This is a genomic window from Streptomyces sp. NPDC052496 (genome assembly GCF_040679095.1).
Taxonomy (GTDB): Bacteria; Actinomycetota; Actinomycetes; order Streptomycetales; family Streptomycetaceae; genus Streptomyces.
Genome location: NZ_JBFAUH010000003.1, coordinates 144,432 through 159,138, shown reverse-complemented (window position 1 = coordinate 159,138; position 14,707 = coordinate 144,432). Strand labels below are relative to the sequence as shown.

14 protein-coding genes and 1 pseudogene are annotated in these 14,707 nt (G+C 71.7%); 7 read left to right on the top strand and 8 right to left on the bottom strand.

Annotated features, from left to right (window positions below; translation table 11 throughout):
- Positions 1-295 precede the first annotated feature (295 nt).
- Together AB0L45_RS06115 and AB0L45_RS06110 are read left to right on the top strand one after the other, a co-directional pair.
- Positions 296-1,057, top strand: a pseudogene (locus AB0L45_RS06115) (hypothetical protein); the annotation flags it as partial.
- Between the two features lie 10 nt (positions 1,058-1,067).
- Positions 1,068-1,412, top strand: coding sequence for a rhodanese-like domain-containing protein (locus AB0L45_RS06110; protein ID WP_365836631.1), 345 nt, complete (start codon positions 1,068-1,070; stop codon positions 1,410-1,412).
- Between the two features lie 197 nt (positions 1,413-1,609).
- On the opposite strand, the gene AB0L45_RS06105 is transcribed toward AB0L45_RS06110, so the two are convergent.
- The 6 genes from AB0L45_RS06105 to paaA form a co-directional block, all read right to left on the bottom strand.
- A complete protein-coding gene (locus tag AB0L45_RS06105) occupies positions 1,610-2,743 on the bottom strand; it encodes an acyl-CoA dehydrogenase family protein (RefSeq protein ID WP_365836629.1) in 1,134 nt (377 codons plus the stop codon).
- A gap of 82 nt (positions 2,744-2,825) precedes the next feature.
- A complete protein-coding gene (locus AB0L45_RS06100) occupies positions 2,826-3,914 on the bottom strand; it encodes a 2Fe-2S iron-sulfur cluster-binding protein (RefSeq protein WP_365836627.1) in 1,089 nt (362 codons plus the stop codon).
- Positions 3,914-4,408 (bottom strand): 1,2-phenylacetyl-CoA epoxidase subunit PaaD, encoded by a 495-nt coding sequence (paaD, locus tag AB0L45_RS06095; RefSeq protein WP_365836625.1) that lies wholly within the window; start codon positions 4,406-4,408, stop codon positions 3,914-3,916. The genes AB0L45_RS06100 and paaD overlap by 1 nt, the downstream gene beginning before the upstream one ends.
- A complete protein-coding gene (paaC, locus tag AB0L45_RS06090; protein ID WP_365837045.1) occupies positions 4,402-5,130 on the bottom strand; it encodes a 1,2-phenylacetyl-CoA epoxidase subunit PaaC in 729 nt (242 codons plus the stop codon). Before paaC ends, paaD begins: the two co-directional genes overlap by 7 nt.
- A 62-nt stretch (positions 5,131-5,192) precedes the next feature.
- A complete protein-coding gene (gene paaB, locus AB0L45_RS06085; RefSeq protein WP_030017804.1) occupies positions 5,193-5,459 on the bottom strand; it encodes a 1,2-phenylacetyl-CoA epoxidase subunit PaaB in 267 nt (88 codons plus the stop codon).
- Positions 5,460-5,641: 182 nt separating this feature from the next.
- Positions 5,642-6,601: a 1,2-phenylacetyl-CoA epoxidase subunit PaaA gene (paaA, locus tag AB0L45_RS06080; RefSeq protein WP_365836623.1), complete on the bottom strand. Its 960-nt coding sequence runs from the start codon at positions 6,599-6,601 to the stop codon at positions 5,642-5,644.
- A gap of 168 nt (positions 6,602-6,769) precedes the next feature.
- On the opposite strand from paaA, the gene AB0L45_RS06075 reads away from it, so the two are divergent.
- The 3 genes from AB0L45_RS06075 (at position 6,770) to AB0L45_RS06065 (ending at position 9,978) form a co-directional block, all read left to right on the top strand.
- Positions 6,770-7,438 (top strand): DUF5819 family protein, encoded by a 669-nt coding sequence (locus AB0L45_RS06075; RefSeq protein ID WP_365836621.1) that lies wholly within the window; start codon positions 6,770-6,772, stop codon positions 7,436-7,438.
- A complete protein-coding gene (locus tag AB0L45_RS06070) occupies positions 7,435-9,030 on the top strand; it encodes an HTTM domain-containing protein (protein WP_365836619.1) in 1,596 nt (531 codons plus the stop codon). The genes AB0L45_RS06075 and AB0L45_RS06070 overlap by 4 nt, the downstream gene beginning before the upstream one ends.
- Before the next feature lie 129 nt (positions 9,031-9,159).
- Positions 9,160-9,978 (top strand): TrmH family RNA methyltransferase, encoded by an 819-nt coding sequence (locus AB0L45_RS06065; RefSeq protein ID WP_365836617.1) that lies wholly within the window; start codon positions 9,160-9,162, stop codon positions 9,976-9,978.
- On the opposite strand, the gene paaN is transcribed toward AB0L45_RS06065, so the two are convergent.
- On the bottom strand, positions 9,975-11,681 hold the full coding sequence (paaN, locus tag AB0L45_RS06060; RefSeq protein WP_365836615.1) for a phenylacetic acid degradation protein PaaN: 1,707 nt from the start codon (positions 11,679-11,681) through the stop codon (positions 9,975-9,977). The two genes, AB0L45_RS06065 and paaN, sit on opposite strands and share 4 nt — an antisense overlap.
- A 221-nt stretch (positions 11,682-11,902) precedes the next feature.
- Between paaN and AB0L45_RS06055 the strand changes: the two genes are divergently transcribed.
- Both AB0L45_RS06055 and AB0L45_RS06050 read left to right on the top strand, forming a co-directional pair.
- Positions 11,903-13,423: a 3-hydroxyacyl-CoA dehydrogenase gene (locus AB0L45_RS06055; protein WP_365836613.1), complete on the top strand. Its 1,521-nt coding sequence runs from the start codon at positions 11,903-11,905 to the stop codon at positions 13,421-13,423.
- A 2-nt stretch (positions 13,424-13,425) separates the two neighbouring features.
- Positions 13,426-14,013 carry a TetR/AcrR family transcriptional regulator gene (locus tag AB0L45_RS06050; RefSeq protein ID WP_365836611.1) on the top strand — a complete coding sequence of 196 codons (588 nt, stop codon included), beginning with the start codon at positions 13,426-13,428 and terminating at the stop codon, positions 14,011-14,013.
- Positions 14,014-14,039: 26 nt separating this feature from the next.
- Here AB0L45_RS06050 and AB0L45_RS06045 read toward each other — a convergent pair whose 3' ends face one another.
- Positions 14,040-14,531, bottom strand: coding sequence for an Lrp/AsnC family transcriptional regulator (locus tag AB0L45_RS06045; RefSeq protein ID WP_365836609.1), 492 nt, complete (start codon positions 14,529-14,531; stop codon positions 14,040-14,042).
- Positions 14,532-14,707: the final 176 nt, after the last annotated feature.

Below are 14,707 nucleotides of genomic sequence, written 5' to 3'. Positions count from 1 at the left end.
GTACCCGCCCCAGGGCGACCCGGCCCACACGTACGGTGGCTCGGACCATGCTCCCGATGGCTCGGACCCTGCTCAGGGTGGCCCGGACCACGCTCCCGGCGACCCGGACCACACGTACGGTGCCCCGGACCACGCTCCCGGCGACCCGGCCCACACGTACGGTGGCCCGGACCACGCACACGGTGGTTCGCCCCACGCACACGGTCGTCCGGCCGACGTTCAGGGTGACCCGGCCAGGCCTCAGGGCACCCCGGAGCCCCCCCAGGGTGGCGACGGATCGGGCGGGGCGGCCACGGAGCGGTTGGCGCGGGCGGTGGAGGCTGCTGAGCAGGCGTTGATCGAGTTCGAGATCGCGGTGGAGACCTTCCGGGTGGAGGTGGAGAACTTCTCCCGGCTCCACCACCAGCGTCTCGGACCCATGTACGCGCGGCTGGACGAGCTGGATGCCCAGATCGCCGAGGCGATCGCAGCTCGTACGGGTGACGCCGAGGACGTCCGCAAGGCGCGGGAGGCGCGGGCGTCGGTGCTGCCGATGCCTGATGTCGAGGAGCTCTTCCACGGGTGGATGGGGTCCGAGGGCCTGTACCCGGAGGCCGAGGCGATGCTCAACGAGCAGTCGGTCCGGCCGCCGCAGAAGGTGCGGCCGAGCGAGGAGGCCCGTCGGGTCTACCGCGACCTGGTGCGCAAGGCGCATCCCGACCTGGCGCGCGACGAGGCGGAACGGGGTCGCAGGGACGCGTTCATCGCGCGGGTCAACGCGGCGTACGGAGCCGGGGACGAGGGTGCGCTGCGTGAGCTGGCCCGTGAGTGGGAGGCCGGGCCGGTGCCGCGGGAGCAGCGGCCGAGCGAGAGCGAGGAGCTGTACGCGCGGCTGGAGTGGCTGGCGGCGCGTAAGGAGATGCTCGCGGCGGTCGCCGCGGAGCTGGAGGAGAGCGCGATCGGCGCGATGATCAAGATGGCGCCCGAGGACCCGGACGCGCTGTTGGAGGAGATCGCCGAGAAGCTGCTCGCGGACGTCTCCGAACGCGAGGCGTACCTGGCGCAGCTGGTCGGGTAGCGTCGGGACCATGCACTTTGGTTCTCTGCCCACGGTCGGTGTCGACGCTCTGACGTCCGAGGACTTCCTCCTCGACGTGCGGGAGCACGACGAGTGGGAGGCGGGGCACGCCGAGGGCGCGCTGCACATCCCGATGAGCGAGTTCGTCGGGCGGTACGGCGAGTTGACGGAGCGGGCGCCCGACGGCGGCAAGGTCTATGTGCTGTGCCGGGTCGGCGGCCGGTCCGCTCAGGTCGCCCAGTACCTGATCCAGCAGGGCATCGACGCGGTGAACGTCGACGGCGGCATGCAGGCCTGGGAGGCCGCCGGCCGCCCGGTGAGGAACAGCAAGGGCGAGCCGGGCGCGGTCGTCTGACCCGCGCCTTTCGTCCGGCCCGCGCCGCAGTGGTCCGGTCTGTAACAGTGGTCCGGCCCGCGCCGCAGCGGTCCGGCCTGCAACAGTGGCCCGGCCCGCGCCGCAGCGGTCCGGCCGTAGCACTGGTCCGGCCTGCGCTGTAATGATCCGGCCTGTAGGAACGGTCCGACCCGCAGCGCCCCTCCTGCCCCCGGAGTTCAGCCGAGGGGATGGGCGGCCAGCAGGTCGCCCAGGGTCTCTTCGTGTGCGGCGGCCGGGCCGAGGGAGAGTTCGAGCTGTTTCGCCCAGGCGTGGTAGCGGTGCAGTGAGTAGTCCGTGTCCGCGCCGAAGCCGCCGTGCAGGTGCTGAGCGGTCTGGACGACGCGGCGTACGCCCTCCGAGGCCCAGATCTTGGCCACTGCCACATCTCCCGCCGGTGGCAGCGCACCGTTCGCGTCGGTGCTGATGCGCCATGCGGCTTGCCAGAGGGTGGCTTCCATGGCCCGCAGGTCGATGTAGCGGTCGGCGGCCTGGACGGCGACGGCCTGGAAGGTGGCGACGGGGAAGCCGAACTGTTCGCGCTTCGCCGTGTAGGCGCTGGTCATGGCCAGTACGGCTTGGCCGAGCCCGAGGGCCAGCGCGCACGTGCCGGTGGTGAGGACGTTGCGCAGCCACTCCCAGGCGCGGGGGTCGGTGATCACCTCGTCGGTGCGGGCCCGTACGGAGTCCAGGTGGACTTCCGCGTGGCGTTCGCCGTTGGTGGAGACCTGGTCGTGGAGGCGGACGCCGTCCCGGAGGCGGGGTATGAGGGCGAGTACGGCGGTTCCGTCGCCGGTGTGGGCGGGGACGAGGACGCGGTCGGCGCTCTGCGCCCAGGGAACGGCGGTCTGCAGGCCGTCGAGGATCCACTCGGGGCCGTCGCGGTGAGCGGTGACGGCGAGTTCGGCGGGGTCATGGCCGGTACGCCCCTCGGCGGCGACGGTGATGACCAGTTCGCCGCGCCCGGCCCGGGGCAGTACGTCGGCGCACAAGGTGTCGGTGGCGTACGTCTGGACCGCGAAGGCCGCGGCGCTGTTCTCCAGCAGCGGTACGCGGGCGAGCACCCTGGCGGACTCGCGCAGCACCAGGCAGAGCGCGATCGGGTCCAGTCCCGCTCCGCCGTACTCCGGAGCGATCAGCAGGCTCAGCAGGTCGGTGTCGGCCAGCTTGCGCCACAGCGGGCGGTCGAAGTCGTCGGCCACGGCTCCGGCGGTGAGCGCGGGGCTCGGCACGCTGTCGGGCACGACGTCCGCGAAGACGGCCTCGGCCGCCTCGACGGCCGCCTGCTGCTCCTCGGTGAAGGTGAAGTCCACTGGCCTGTCCTCCCGCGTGCCCGCACGGCGGCTACCTGACGAGGCGTCAAGTTAGAACAGGTTGCAGTATTTGTGAATGGGGTCAGCGGTCAAAGTCCAGCTCGACCTCCTCCGTCACGGGATGCGACTGACAGGCCAGCACGTACCCCGACGTGACTTCCTCGTCCTCCAGTGCGTAGTTGCGGTCCATGCGAACCTCGCCCCGCACCAGGAACGCGCGGCAGGTCCCGCAGACACCGCCCTTGCAGGCGTACGGAGCGTCGGCGCGGTTGCGCAGCACGGTCTCCAACAGCGGTTCACCGTCCAGCACCGGCCAGCTGCCGGCCCGGCCGTCCAGCGTCGCGGTCACGGTGCTGCGCGCGGAGGCGCGGAGCGGGGCGGCAGCACCCGGGAGGGAGGGTGAGCTTCCCGTAGCTGCGGCGAGCTCCGCAGGGGTGGGCTCGGATATGTGGAAGATCTCTTCGTGGATGCGGTTCCGGGGCACTTGGAGGGTGCGCAGGGCTCGCTCCGCAGCCTGGACGAGGCCGTACGGGCCGCACAGATACCAGCCGTCCACGGACGCCACGGGCAGCAGGGCGGGCAGCATCTCCCGCAGCCGTTCCTCGTCCAGCCGGCCGGAGGGCAGGCCCGACTGCTGGTCCTCGCGGGAGAGCACGGAGACGAGCTGGAAGCGGTCCGGGAAGCGGTCCTTGAGGTCGGCGACCTCCTCCAGGAACATCGTGGACGCTGCCGTACGGTCGCTGCGGATCAGGCAGAAGCGGGCGTCCGGGCGGCGGGTCAGGAGGGTCGCGACGATGGACAGCACCGGTGTGATGCCGCTGCCGCCGACGATGCCCACGAAGTGCCCGGGGCGCGGGGCCAGCACGAAGCGCCCGGACGGCGCCATGACGTCGACCGTGTCGCCGACGGCCAGTTCCTTGAGCGCGTACGTGGAGAACTCGCCGTCCTCGACCAGCCGGATCCCCACCCGCAGGGCGGGCTCGTCCGACGCCGGGGTGCAGATCGAGTACGTACGGCGGATCTCCCGGCCGTCCACCGTGCGGCGCAGCGCGATGTGCTGCCCGGGGACGTGCCGGAAGGTCTCGCGCAGCTCGGCCGGTACCTGGAAGGTGACGGCGACGGCGTCGTCCGTGAGCCGCTCGATCTCCGCGACCCGGAGCGGGTGGAACATCACAACTCCTTGAAGTGGTCGAACGGTTCGCGGCAGGAATCGCAGCGGCGCAGCGCCTTGCAGGCGGTGGAGGAGAAGCGGCTGAGCAGGGTGGTGTCGGTCGAGCCGCAGTGCGGGCAGCGGATCGCCAGGGACACCGGCACCGGTCCGCCGGCCGGGCCGGTGGGGCGTGGCGGGGCTATGCCGAACTCGGTCAGTTTCCGGCGGCCCTCGGCCGTGATCGCGTCGGTCGTCCAGGGCGGGTCGAGGACCGTGCGCACCTCGACCTGGGGGATGCCGTTGTCGTGGAGGACGCGCTCTATGTCGGCGGACATGGCCTCGACGGCGGGGCAGCCCGTGTACGTCGGGGTCAGCTCGACCTCCACCTGGCCGGGGCCCGTCAGCCGCAGTCCGCGCAGGACGCCCAGCTCGGCCAGGGTGATGACCGGAATCTCCGGGTCGGGTACGGAGCCGGCCAGGTCGAGCAGTCGCTCTTCGAGTGTGGTGGTCACCATGTCGCCCCCGGGTGGCTGCGGTGCAGATGCTGCATCTCGGCGAGCATCCGGCCGAACGGCTCGGTGTGCAGCCCCTGGCGTCCGGCGCCCGCGGTCCAGGCGCCGCGGCTCGGCCCTTCGGGGACGGTGAGGGTGGCACGCGTCAGGACGCTTTCGACGCGGGTGGCCCAGGCGTCGTGCAGCGCGGGCAGGTCCAGGTCCAGGCCTGGTACGGGCTCGAAGAGCTCACCGGTGAAGCGCCACAGGGCCTCCAAGCCGCGCTGCATACGCGCGTGGCTCTCCGCGGTGCCGTCCCCGAGGCGCAGGGTCCACTGCTCGGCGTGGTCACGGTGATAGGCGACCTCCTTGACCGCCTTGGCCGCGAGGGGGGCCAGCGGGCCGTCACCGGTGGCCAGTTGCCCGTACAGCAGCTCCTGGTAGGTGGAGAAGTACAGCTGGCGGGCGATGGTGTGGGCGAAGTCGCCGTTGGGCTGCTCGACGAGCTGGCAGTTGCGGAAGGCGCGTTCTTCGCGGAGGTAGGCCAGTTCGTCCTCGTCCCCGGCGAGGGAGAGCAGGACGCGGGCCTGGCCGAGGAGGTCCAGCGCGATGTTCGCGAGGGCCACCTCTTCCTCCAGGACGGGGGCGTGCCCGGCCCACTCCCCCAGCCGGTGGGACAGGACGAGGGCGTCGTCACCGAGGGCCAGAGCCGGGGCGGCGGTGGCGTCCCGGGCGGGGGAACCCACGGGGGCGGCGGCCGCGGTGGTGCCGGCATCGGTGGCCGGGTCCTGTGCTGTCGGTACGGGCTTCACAGGTGCTGCACCCCGTCCGGGATCTCGTAGAAGGTCGGGTGGCGGTAGGGCTTGTCGGCGGCCGGCTCGAAGAAGGAGTCCTTCTCGTCCGGGGAGGAGGCGGAGATCGCGGCGGACGGGACCACCCAGATCGAGATGCCTTCGGATCGGCGGGTGTAGAGGTCCCGGGCGTTACGCAGGGCCATCTCGGCGTCCGGGGCGTGCAGGCTGCCCGCGTGGGTGTGGGACAGACCGCGGCGGCTGCGCACGAAGACCTCCCACAGCGGCCATTCGGCGGGCTTGGCGGAGCCGGCCGCCGCAGCGGTCCCCGCTCCGGCCGCTCCTGCTCCGGCCGCTCCCGTCCCGTACGACCCGTCCCCGGGTCCGGTCCCGGACACCGGACGCCCGGATCCGTCCGGCACCGCCCGGCTCTCCGGGCTGTCGCCGTCTCCCGTACCGGTCGTGGTCATCGCGTCCCCTCCCCGTGCTTGGCCGCGTACGCCGCCGCGGCGTCGCGCACCCAGGCGCCCTCCTCGTGGGCGCGGCGCCGCTGGCTGATCCGTTGTTCGTTGCAGGGCCCGTTGCCCTTGAGCACTTCGCGGAACTCGTCCCAGTCGATGGGGCCGAAGTCCCAGTGGCCGCGCTGCTCGTTCCACTTCAGGTCGGGGTCCGGGAGGGTGAGCCCGAGCGATTCGGCCTGCGGGACGCAGATGTCCACGAAGCGTTGGCGCAGCTCGTCGTTGGAGTGCCGTTTGATCTTCCAGGCCATGGACCGGGCCGAGTGCGCCGATTCGTCGTCGGGCGGGCCGAACATCATCAGCGACGGCCACCACCACCGGTCCACCGCGTCCTGCGCCATGGCGTGCTGGGCTTCGGTGCCGCGGCTCAGGGCCAGCAGGAGCTCGTATCCCTGGCGCTGGTGGAAGGACTCCTCCTTGCAGACGCGGACCATCGCGCGGGCGTACGGACCGTAGGAGCAGCGGCACAGCGGGACCTGGTTCGTGATCGCGGCGCCGTCCACGAGCCAGCCGATGGCGCCGACGTCGGCCCAGGTCAGGGTGGGGTAGTTGAAGATGGACGAATACTTCTGGCGGCCGGAGTGCAGTTTGTCGAGCAGCTCGTCGCGGCTCGCGCCGAGGGTTTCGGCGGCGCTGTAGAGATACAGGCCGTGGCCCGCCTCGTCCTGGACCTTCGCCATCAGGATCGCCTTGCGGCGCAACGAGGGGGCTCGGGTGATCCAGTTCGCCTCCGGCTGCATTCCGATGATCTCGGAGTGCGCGTGCTGCGCCATCTGGCGCACCAGTGACGAGCGGTAGGCCTCCGGCATCCAGTCGCGCGGCTCGATGCGCTCGTCCGCGGCCACGGCCGCGTCGAATCCTGCCTCCAGGGCCGCGAGGGATTCCTCGCCCGGCGCGATCGTCGTCATGTGATCCCCCTGCCTCCCGACCGACCGATCGTTCGGTTCAATGGTGTGGCTCGAACGCGCGGGGTGTCAAGCCTGTGGATAACTCGGGGGAGGGTGTGCCGCGTGGGGCCGCCTAGGTACGGTTCCGGGGCGGTGAAAAGCCGCTCGGGATCTGGGAACGGGGCAGGAATGCAGCAATACGGGGACGAATCGCGGCCACCAGCCGCGCTCTCGCTACCGTCACGCGTCGTGGTGAGCGTCGTGGCCGGCGCTGTGACACTGGCCGTCGCCATTCATCTGGCGATGATGTTCCTGCACGTGGCGCCGCCGAACACGCTGAGCAAGCAGCACGGCGAGCTGATCAACGATTACGTGTTCCCGGAGTACGAGCAGAACTGGAAGCTCTTCGCGCCCAACCCGCTGCAGCAGAACATCGCGGTGCAGGTACGGGCCCAGGTGCGCACCGCGGGCGGTGACCGCCTGACCACCGGCTGGACCGACCTGTCCGCCGTCGACGGCCGGGCCCTGCTGCACAACCCCGTACCGAGCCACACCCAGCAGAACGAACTCCGCCGCGCCTGGGAGTACTTCCAGAACACCCACGACGCGCAGAACCGCGCCTCCGGGATGCGGGGCGAGCTGGCCGAGCAGTACGTACGGCGGATCGTGATGCAGCGCATGAGCGCGCAGTGGACGGCGCGCGGCGCGGTCGAGCAGGTGCAGGTGCGCTCGATGACGACGGCCGTCAGCCCGCCGTCGTGGAGCTCGGAGAAGATCAGTGACAAGCCCAGGTACCGCGAGCTGCCGTGGTGGCCGGTCACCGCAGCCGACCTGCCTGAAGGAGCGAGGATCCAGTGACAGCGCACAGGACGCCTTCGCAGGCGGCAGGGGACGCGGCGGGCACCGGTGCCCCGGAGGCGGCCGGCCAGGCAGCCACGACCGCGCAGGAAGCGACCGGCCAGGCAGCCACGACCGCGCAGGAAGCGACCGGCCAGGCAGCCACGGCCACAAAGAAAGTGACCGGCCAGGCCGACGCCGCCTCTCGGCAGACGACCACCGGGGCCGAAGCCGCCCCCCAGGAGACGACCACCGGAACCGGCATCGCCTCCCCCGCACCGACCGTCCCCGCCCAGTGCTCGGCGGAAGCGGAACGAGCCGACTCCTCCACCCGCACCACCTGGCCCGCCGTCACCCCGCACGCGCAACCGGGTCCGGCCGCCCCGCCGCCCCCCGGCAGCGGTGAGACGCGCATCGAGCGCGCCTTCGGGCAGGCCTTCCGGCGCGTCACGGGCACCGCCTTCGCCCCGTACCAGTCCGCCGTCATCCGCATCGGCTTCGCGGCCACCTGGCTCTTCTTCCTGCTGCGGGAGTGGCCGAACCGGCAGGAGCTGTACGGGCCGCACGGTCCCTGGAGCGGCGACATGGCGCGCCGGCTCCTCGGCGGCAACGAGGCCTTCTCCATCCTGACCTGGACCGACAGCCGCGGCTGGTTCGAGCTCGTCTACGGGCTCGCCATCGTCGTCAGCGCCCTGCTGCTGGTCGGCTGGCGCACCCGCACCATGTCGGTGCTGTTCATGGTGGGCGTGCTCTCGCTCCAGAACCGCAGCATCTTCATCGGGGACGGCGGCGACAACGTCGTCCACCTGATGGCGATGTACCTGGTGCTGACCCGATGCGGGCAGGTGTGGTCGCTGGACGCCCGCCGCGCCGCGCGGCAGGCGCGGCTCTCCGAGGGCCGCCCGGAGCGTGACGTCACCGGCGTCGTCCTGTGGGCGGTCCTGGGGCTGTCCCTCGCCGTCACGCAGGCCCTGGGCCTGGCCGGCCTCTCCTGGTTCGGTCCCGGTCCCTTCCCGAACGTGGGCTGGGGCCTGACCTTCTGGGTGCTGTGGCTCTCCCACGGCGCCTGGTGGGCGGCGCGGCGGTACGCGCCCGGGGAGCCGCGGACCGTCCTCGACATGATCGGCAAGCTGGTGCACAACGGCGCCCTGCTGGTGATCGTCGTCGAGGTCTGCCTGATCTACGCCACCGCCGGCTGGTACAAGATCCAGGGAACGCGCTGGCAGGACGGCACCGCGGTGTACTACCCGATGCACCTGGACTACTTCTCGCCCTGGCCGGAGCTGTCCCGGGTGCTCGCCGACAACGGCCTGATGATCATGCTGATCACCTACGGCACGGTGATCGTCCAGGTCGCCTTCCCCTTCACCCTCTTCAACCGCCGCCTGAAGAACGTGCTGCTGGTCGCGATGATCTGCGAGCACCTGTCGATCGCGTTCCTGCTCGGCCTGCCGTTCTTCTCGCTCGCGATGATCACGGCGGACGCGGTGTTCCTGCCGACGGTCTTCCTGGTGTGGCTGGGCGCCCGGGTCACCTCCGTACGCGACCGGGTGCTCCCACGGCGTACGGAAGACGGGAAGCAGGACCGCCGGGCGGTTGTCGGCACGTCCTGAGCCCAAGCCGCCGCGCACCCGGGAGGCGGGTCCGAGGGCCCGAGTCCGGCCACCCGGGGACGCATGCGAGTGCCGCCGTGGACGGGTGCGGCGGATGTCGGCCCGTCGGGCAGTTGAGATAGTGGGGAAATGATCGAGAACGGGACCTCGGACGATCCGGTACGGCGCTGGCGCGCGAGCGCCGGCGACCCGGCCTCGGTCCTCCTGGACGGCTTCCACGCGCTGAAGCACGCCTTGCGCTTCGGCGGGGACGTACGGCACGTACTGACCAGCGACAAGGCCGCCCTGCTGGCGCTCGCCGAGGAACTCGCCGACGATCTGACCGACGACCTCGAAGCCCTGGCGGAGCAGGTGCCCGCGGCGGCGCTGCGCACGCTCCTGCCGAAGGTGCACCCCACAGGTGTCGCGGCCCTCGCGGCGCGCCCCGACGCCGCGGCGAACCTGGCCAGGCTCCGCGAGACCCCGCGGCCCTCCCCCGTCGTCCTGCTGGAGAACCCTCGCAACCTGGGCAACATCGGCGCCGTCATCCGCCTGGCGGCCGGTTTCGGCGCGACCGGGGTGGTCACCACCGGCACGCTCGACCCCTGGCACCCCAACGCCGTACGGGGCAGTGCCGGCCTGCACTTCGCCAGCGCGGTGGAGCGCGTGACGCTGCCGGACCTGCCGCCGGGCCCGGTCTATGCCCTCGACCCGGAGGGCACGGACATCCGGTCCGTGACCTTTCCCGACCACGCGATCCTGGCCTTCGGATCCGAGCGGCAGGGCATCTCGGACGAACTGCGGGACCGGGCGTCGGCGCTGGTCGCGGTGCCGATGCAGGCACGGGTCTCCAGCTTCAACCTGGCCACCAGTGTGGCCATGGGCCTCTTCCACTGGATGTCCCGCGGCACCCCGGCCCCGGCCGCCGCGGCCGGGGTGACCGGAGCGGCCGGACCTGACGTCTTCTAACTCGCCTGTACGGGCCTGCGCACCTCCACCGTCCGGAAGCGGTCGGCCACGAAAGCGCCGTCGCACAGCGCCGCGTTCGCCGCCGGGTTGCCGCCCGAGCCGTGGAAGTCGGAGAAGGCGGCGGTCTGGTTGACGTACACCCCGCCGGTCAGGTTGAGGGAGAGCTGCGCGCACTCCTCCAGGCACGCCTCCTCCACCAGCTTCTCCACCTCCTCGGAGGTGGTGTAGGCGCCGACGGTCATGGCGCCCTTGTCACGGGTCGTGCGCCGCAGCAGGTCCACCGCGTCCGCCGCGGAGTCCACGGCCACCGCGAAGGAGACGGGACCGAAGCACTCCGAGAGGTACGCGGCGTCGGCGCCCGCGCCCTCCCAGAGCTTGCGCGCGCCGTCCATCTTGACCATCACCGGCGTACGGACCGTGGCGTCGGGGAAGTCGGGGTTGGCCACCTCCCGGGAGGCCAGAGCCACCTCACCCAGCCCGGAGGCGGCCTCGACGCGCTCCTTGACCTGTGGGTTGACGATCGCGCCCAGCAGGGCGTTGGCCCGTGCGTCGTCGCCCAGCAGCTTGTCGACGGCGGTCGCGAGATCGCCGACCACCTCGTCGTACGACTTGGGGCCGACGTCCGTGGTGATGCCGTCGCGGGGGATGAGGAGGTTCTGCGGGGTGGTGCACATCTGGCCGCTGTACAGGGACAGGGAGAAGGCGAGGTTGCCGAGCATGCCCTTGTAGTCGTCCGTCGAGTCGATGACGACCGTGTTGACGCCGGCCTTCTCCGTGTAGACACGCGCCTGGGGCGCGTTGGCCTCCAGCCAGTCGCCGAACTCCGTGGAGCCGGTGTAGTCGATGATGCGCACCTCGGGGCGCACGGCGAGGGTCTTGGCCAGGCCCTCACCGGGCCGGTCGACGGCCAGGGCGACCAGGTCGGGGGAGAACCCGGCCTCGGCCAGCACCTCGCGCGCCACCCGGACGGTGAGCGCGAGCGGCAGCACGGCCCGCGGGTGCGGCTTGACCAGGACCGCGTTGCCGGTGGCCAGGGAGGCGAACAGGCCCGGGTAGCCGTTCCACGTCGGGAAGGTGTTGCAGCCGACCAGGAGGGCGACACCGCGGGGGACGGCCTTGAAGGTCTTGGTCAGCTCCAGCGGATCCCGCTTGCCCTGCGGCTTGGACCACGCGGCCTCGTCCGGGGTGCGGACCTGCTCCGCGTAGGCGTACGCGACCGCCTCCAGGCCGCGGTCCTGGGCGTGCGGCCCGCCCGCCTGGAACGCCATCATGAACGCCTGGCCGCTGGTGTGCATCACGGCCTGCGCGAACTCATGGGTACGCGCGCTGATCCGCGCCAGGATCTCCAGGCACACCAGGGCCCTGGTCTGCGGGCCGGCGTCGCGCCAGGCGGGCATCGCCGCGCGCATCGCGGGCAGCAGCACGTCCGCGTCCGGGTGCGGATAGCTGATGTTCAGCCCGATGCCGTACGGGGAGACCTCGGCGCCCGTCCAGTCGTCCGTGCCGGGCTGTTCCAGCTCGAAGCGCTTGCCGCGCAGGGCGTCGAAGGCGGCCTGGCCGTCCGCCGCGGCGTTCTCCCCGTAGGCCTTGGGGTGCTCGGGGTGCGGGGACCAGTACGCACGCGTACGGATCGCCTCCAGCGCCTGGTCGAGCGTCGGGCGGTGCTTTTCGCGCAGCTGCGCTGCGGTCAGTTCGGCGGCCATCGAAGACCAACTCCTCGTCGGGCGGGGCTGGGGCCTGCCGCTTCAGGGGCGCCCGCCTCGCGGGACGGGCGCGGCGCCGGGAAGTGACTCCCCCGCGCCGCCAGGTCCGAGGACCGGGCTGGGCACCCTTTCGGCGACGGGGCTAGAGTAACCGAACGATCGGTCGGGGCAAGAGGGTCCGGCGAACCTGTGGACAACTCCGTCGGGGAGGATCAGCCGTCATGACAGCCATCGAAGCGGGACGCACCGTCGCGGTCGTCGGCACGGGCACCATGGGCCAGGGAATCGCGCAGGTCGCGCTGGTCGCGGGCCACCCTGTCCGGCTCTACGACGCCGTGCCGGGCCGGGCCGCCGAGGCCGCCGAGGCGATCGGGCGCCGACTGGACCGGCTGGTGGACAAGGGCAGACTGGCACCCGCGGAGCGCGCAGCGGCCCGCGCGCGCCTCCTGCCCGCCACCGCGCTCCCCGAACTTGCCGACGCTGCGCTCGTCATCGAGGCCGTCGTGGAAGAACTCGGCGCGAAGCAGCAGCTGTTCAGCGCCCTGGAGGACGTGGTCGGCGAGCACTGCCTGCTGGCCACCAACACCTCCTCCTTGTCCGTCACCGCCGTCGCGGGCGCGCTCCGCCGGCCGGGCCGCTTCGTCGGCCTGCACTTCTTCAACCCGGCGCCGCTGCTGCCCCTCGTAGAGGTCGTCAGCGGCTTCGCCACCGACACCTCGGCGGCCGACACCGCGTACGAGACGGCCGCGGCCTGGGGCAAGACCCCGGTACGCAGCGCCGACACCCCCGGCTTCATCGTCAACCGCATCGCCCGCCCCTTCTACGCGGAGGCCCTGCGCCTGTACGAGGAGCGCGCCGCCGACCCGGCCACCATCGATGCCGTGCTGCGCGAGTCCTGCGGCTTCCGTATGGGGCCGTTCGAACTGATGGACCTCATCGGGCAGGACGTGAACGAAGCCGTCACCCGTTCGGTGTGGGAGGGCTTCTTCCGCGACCCGAAGTTCACGCCCTCACTGGCGCAGCGGCGCCTGGTGGAGGCCGGGCTGCTGGGCCGCAAGACGGGCCGGGGCTGGTACGACTACGCAGACGGCGCTCCCGGCCGGCAGCCGCACACCGCGGAGCCGTGCCCGGCACCGGCCGCGGTGACGGTCCACATGCCGCTCGCCGGGCCCGCCGCCGCCCTCCGGGAGCTGATCGAAGAGGCCGGCATCAAGGTCACCGAGGACCGCGCACCGGGGGAGTACGAAGGCTGCATCCGGCTGCCGGGCGGTGCCCGTCTCGCGCTGACGGACGGCCATCCCGCCACGGGTGACGGATCGGGACCGACGATCCGCTTCGACCTGGCGCTGGACTACCGGGCCGCTACCCGTGTCGCCCTCGCACCCGGGGCGGAGGCGTCCGACCAGGACGTACGGGAGGCGGTGGGCCTCTTCCAGGCGCTCGGCAAGAAGGTCAGCGTCATCGACGACGTTCCGGGCCTGATCGTCGCCCGTACGGTGGCGATGATCGTGGATTTCGCCGCGGACGCCGAGGCCCGCGGGGTCGCGAGCCGCGAGGACATCGACACGGCCATGCGGCTGGGCGTGAACTACCCCGGCGGGCCCTCGGAGTGGGCCGATCAGGTCGGCCGGCACTGGGTGTGGAACCTGCTGGAGACCTTGCACCACCAGTACGCGAACGGGCGTTACGGACCGTCCTGGGCCCTGAGCCGCAGTGTGAAGCCGAACGGCCGGATGCTCTAATCATGACCATGGCCAAGCGCGACACCTACACGCCCGATTCGCTGCTGTCGGTCGCCGTGGAGGTGTTCAACGAGCGCGGGTACGACGGCACCTCCATGGAGCACCTCTCCCGGGCGGCCGGTATCTCCAAGTCCTCGATCTACCACCACGTACGCAGCAAGGAAGAACTGCTGCACCGCGCCATAAGCCGGGCGCTGGACGGGCTCTTCGGGGTCCTCCAGGAGCCCGGGGCGCGTACGGGGCGGGCCATCGAGCGCCTGGAGTACGTGACCAGGCGCGAGACGGAAGTGCTGATGGAGGAGCTGCCGTACGTGACGCTGCTGCTGCGGGTGCGCGGCAACACGGACACGGAGCGCTGGGCCATGGAGCGCCGGCGGGAGTTCGACGGTGAGGTCACCGAACTGCTCAAGCAGGCCGCGGCCGACGGTGACCTGCGTGCGGACGTGGACGTGCGGCTGGCGACCCGGCTGCTCTTCGGCATGATCAACTCGATTGTGGAGTGGTACCGGCCGGGCCGGGGCGGCTCGGCGAGCAGCGAGGAGGTCGCCGACGCCGTGGTGCGGACGGCGTTCGCGGGGCTGCGGACCTGAGGGCGGCCGACGGGGGTGAGCCGCCGCTACCCCTGCTCGGCCCCCAGGTCGGTCTCTTCGAAGACGAGCAGGGTGCGGGTGCTGAGCACCTCCGGGATGGACTGGATACGGGTGAGGACCAGCTCCCGCAGCTCCTGGTTGTCCTTGGTGTGCACCAGCAGCAGGACATCGAAATCTCCGCTGACCAGGGCGATGTGCGAGGCCCCGGGGAGCGCGGTGAGCTGGGCGCGGACCGTGCGCCAGGAGTTCTGCACGATCTTCAGCGTGACGTAGGCGGAGGCGCCCTGCCCGGCCCGTTCCTGGTCGATGCGCGCGCTGAAGCCGCGGATCACGCCGTCGTCGATTAAGCGGTTGATGCGCGCGTAGGCGTTGGCGCGCGAGACGTGTACCCGCTCGGCCACGGAACGTATCGAGGCCCGCCCGTCGCTCTGCAGCATGTTCAGGATCGCGCGGTCGATGGTGTCCAAGGGGCGCGCGGGGCGGTGCCCTCCGTTACTGGCCATCTGTTCGTCCGGCATACCGCCTCGCCTCCCCTGTATGGACGCCCTGTCCTCATCTCAGGCTGTGGAGAACCGATTGTCCACAGGCTGAGCCCGCCTGTAGCCAAAATGTGCTGGCGACCGAACAATCGGTAGGGACGGGCCACCCGCCCGCCCCTTCGTTTTCTACCCGCCCGTCGTCCCCCGTCGATCCC

Coding starts and splice junctions, on each gene's coding strand:
- AB0L45_RS06110 (WP_365836631.1), top strand. CDS start 1,068: ATGCACTTTGGTTCTCTGCCCACGGTCGGTGTCGACGCTCTGACGTCC.
- AB0L45_RS06100 (WP_365836627.1), bottom strand. CDS start 3,914: ATGTTCCACCCGCTCCGGGTCGCGGAGATCGAGCGGCTCACGGACGAC.
- paaD (WP_365836625.1), bottom strand. CDS start 4,408: ATGGTGACCACCACACTCGAAGAGCGACTGCTCGACCTGGCCGGCTCC.
- paaA (WP_365836623.1), bottom strand. CDS start 6,601: ATGACGACGATCGCGCCGGGCGAGGAATCCCTCGCGGCCCTGGAGGCA.
- AB0L45_RS06075 (WP_365836621.1), top strand. CDS start 6,770: ATGCAGCAATACGGGGACGAATCGCGGCCACCAGCCGCGCTCTCGCTA.
- AB0L45_RS06065 (WP_365836617.1), top strand. CDS start 9,160: ATGATCGAGAACGGGACCTCGGACGATCCGGTACGGCGCTGGCGCGCG.
- paaN (WP_365836615.1), bottom strand. CDS start 11,681: ATGGCCGCCGAACTGACCGCAGCGCAGCTGCGCGAAAAGCACCGCCCG.
- AB0L45_RS06055 (WP_365836613.1), top strand. CDS start 11,903: ATGACAGCCATCGAAGCGGGACGCACCGTCGCGGTCGTCGGCACGGGC.
- AB0L45_RS06050 (WP_365836611.1), top strand. CDS start 13,426: ATGACCATGGCCAAGCGCGACACCTACACGCCCGATTCGCTGCTGTCG.
- AB0L45_RS06045 (WP_365836609.1), bottom strand. CDS start 14,531: ATGCCGGACGAACAGATGGCCAGTAACGGAGGGCACCGCCCCGCGCGC.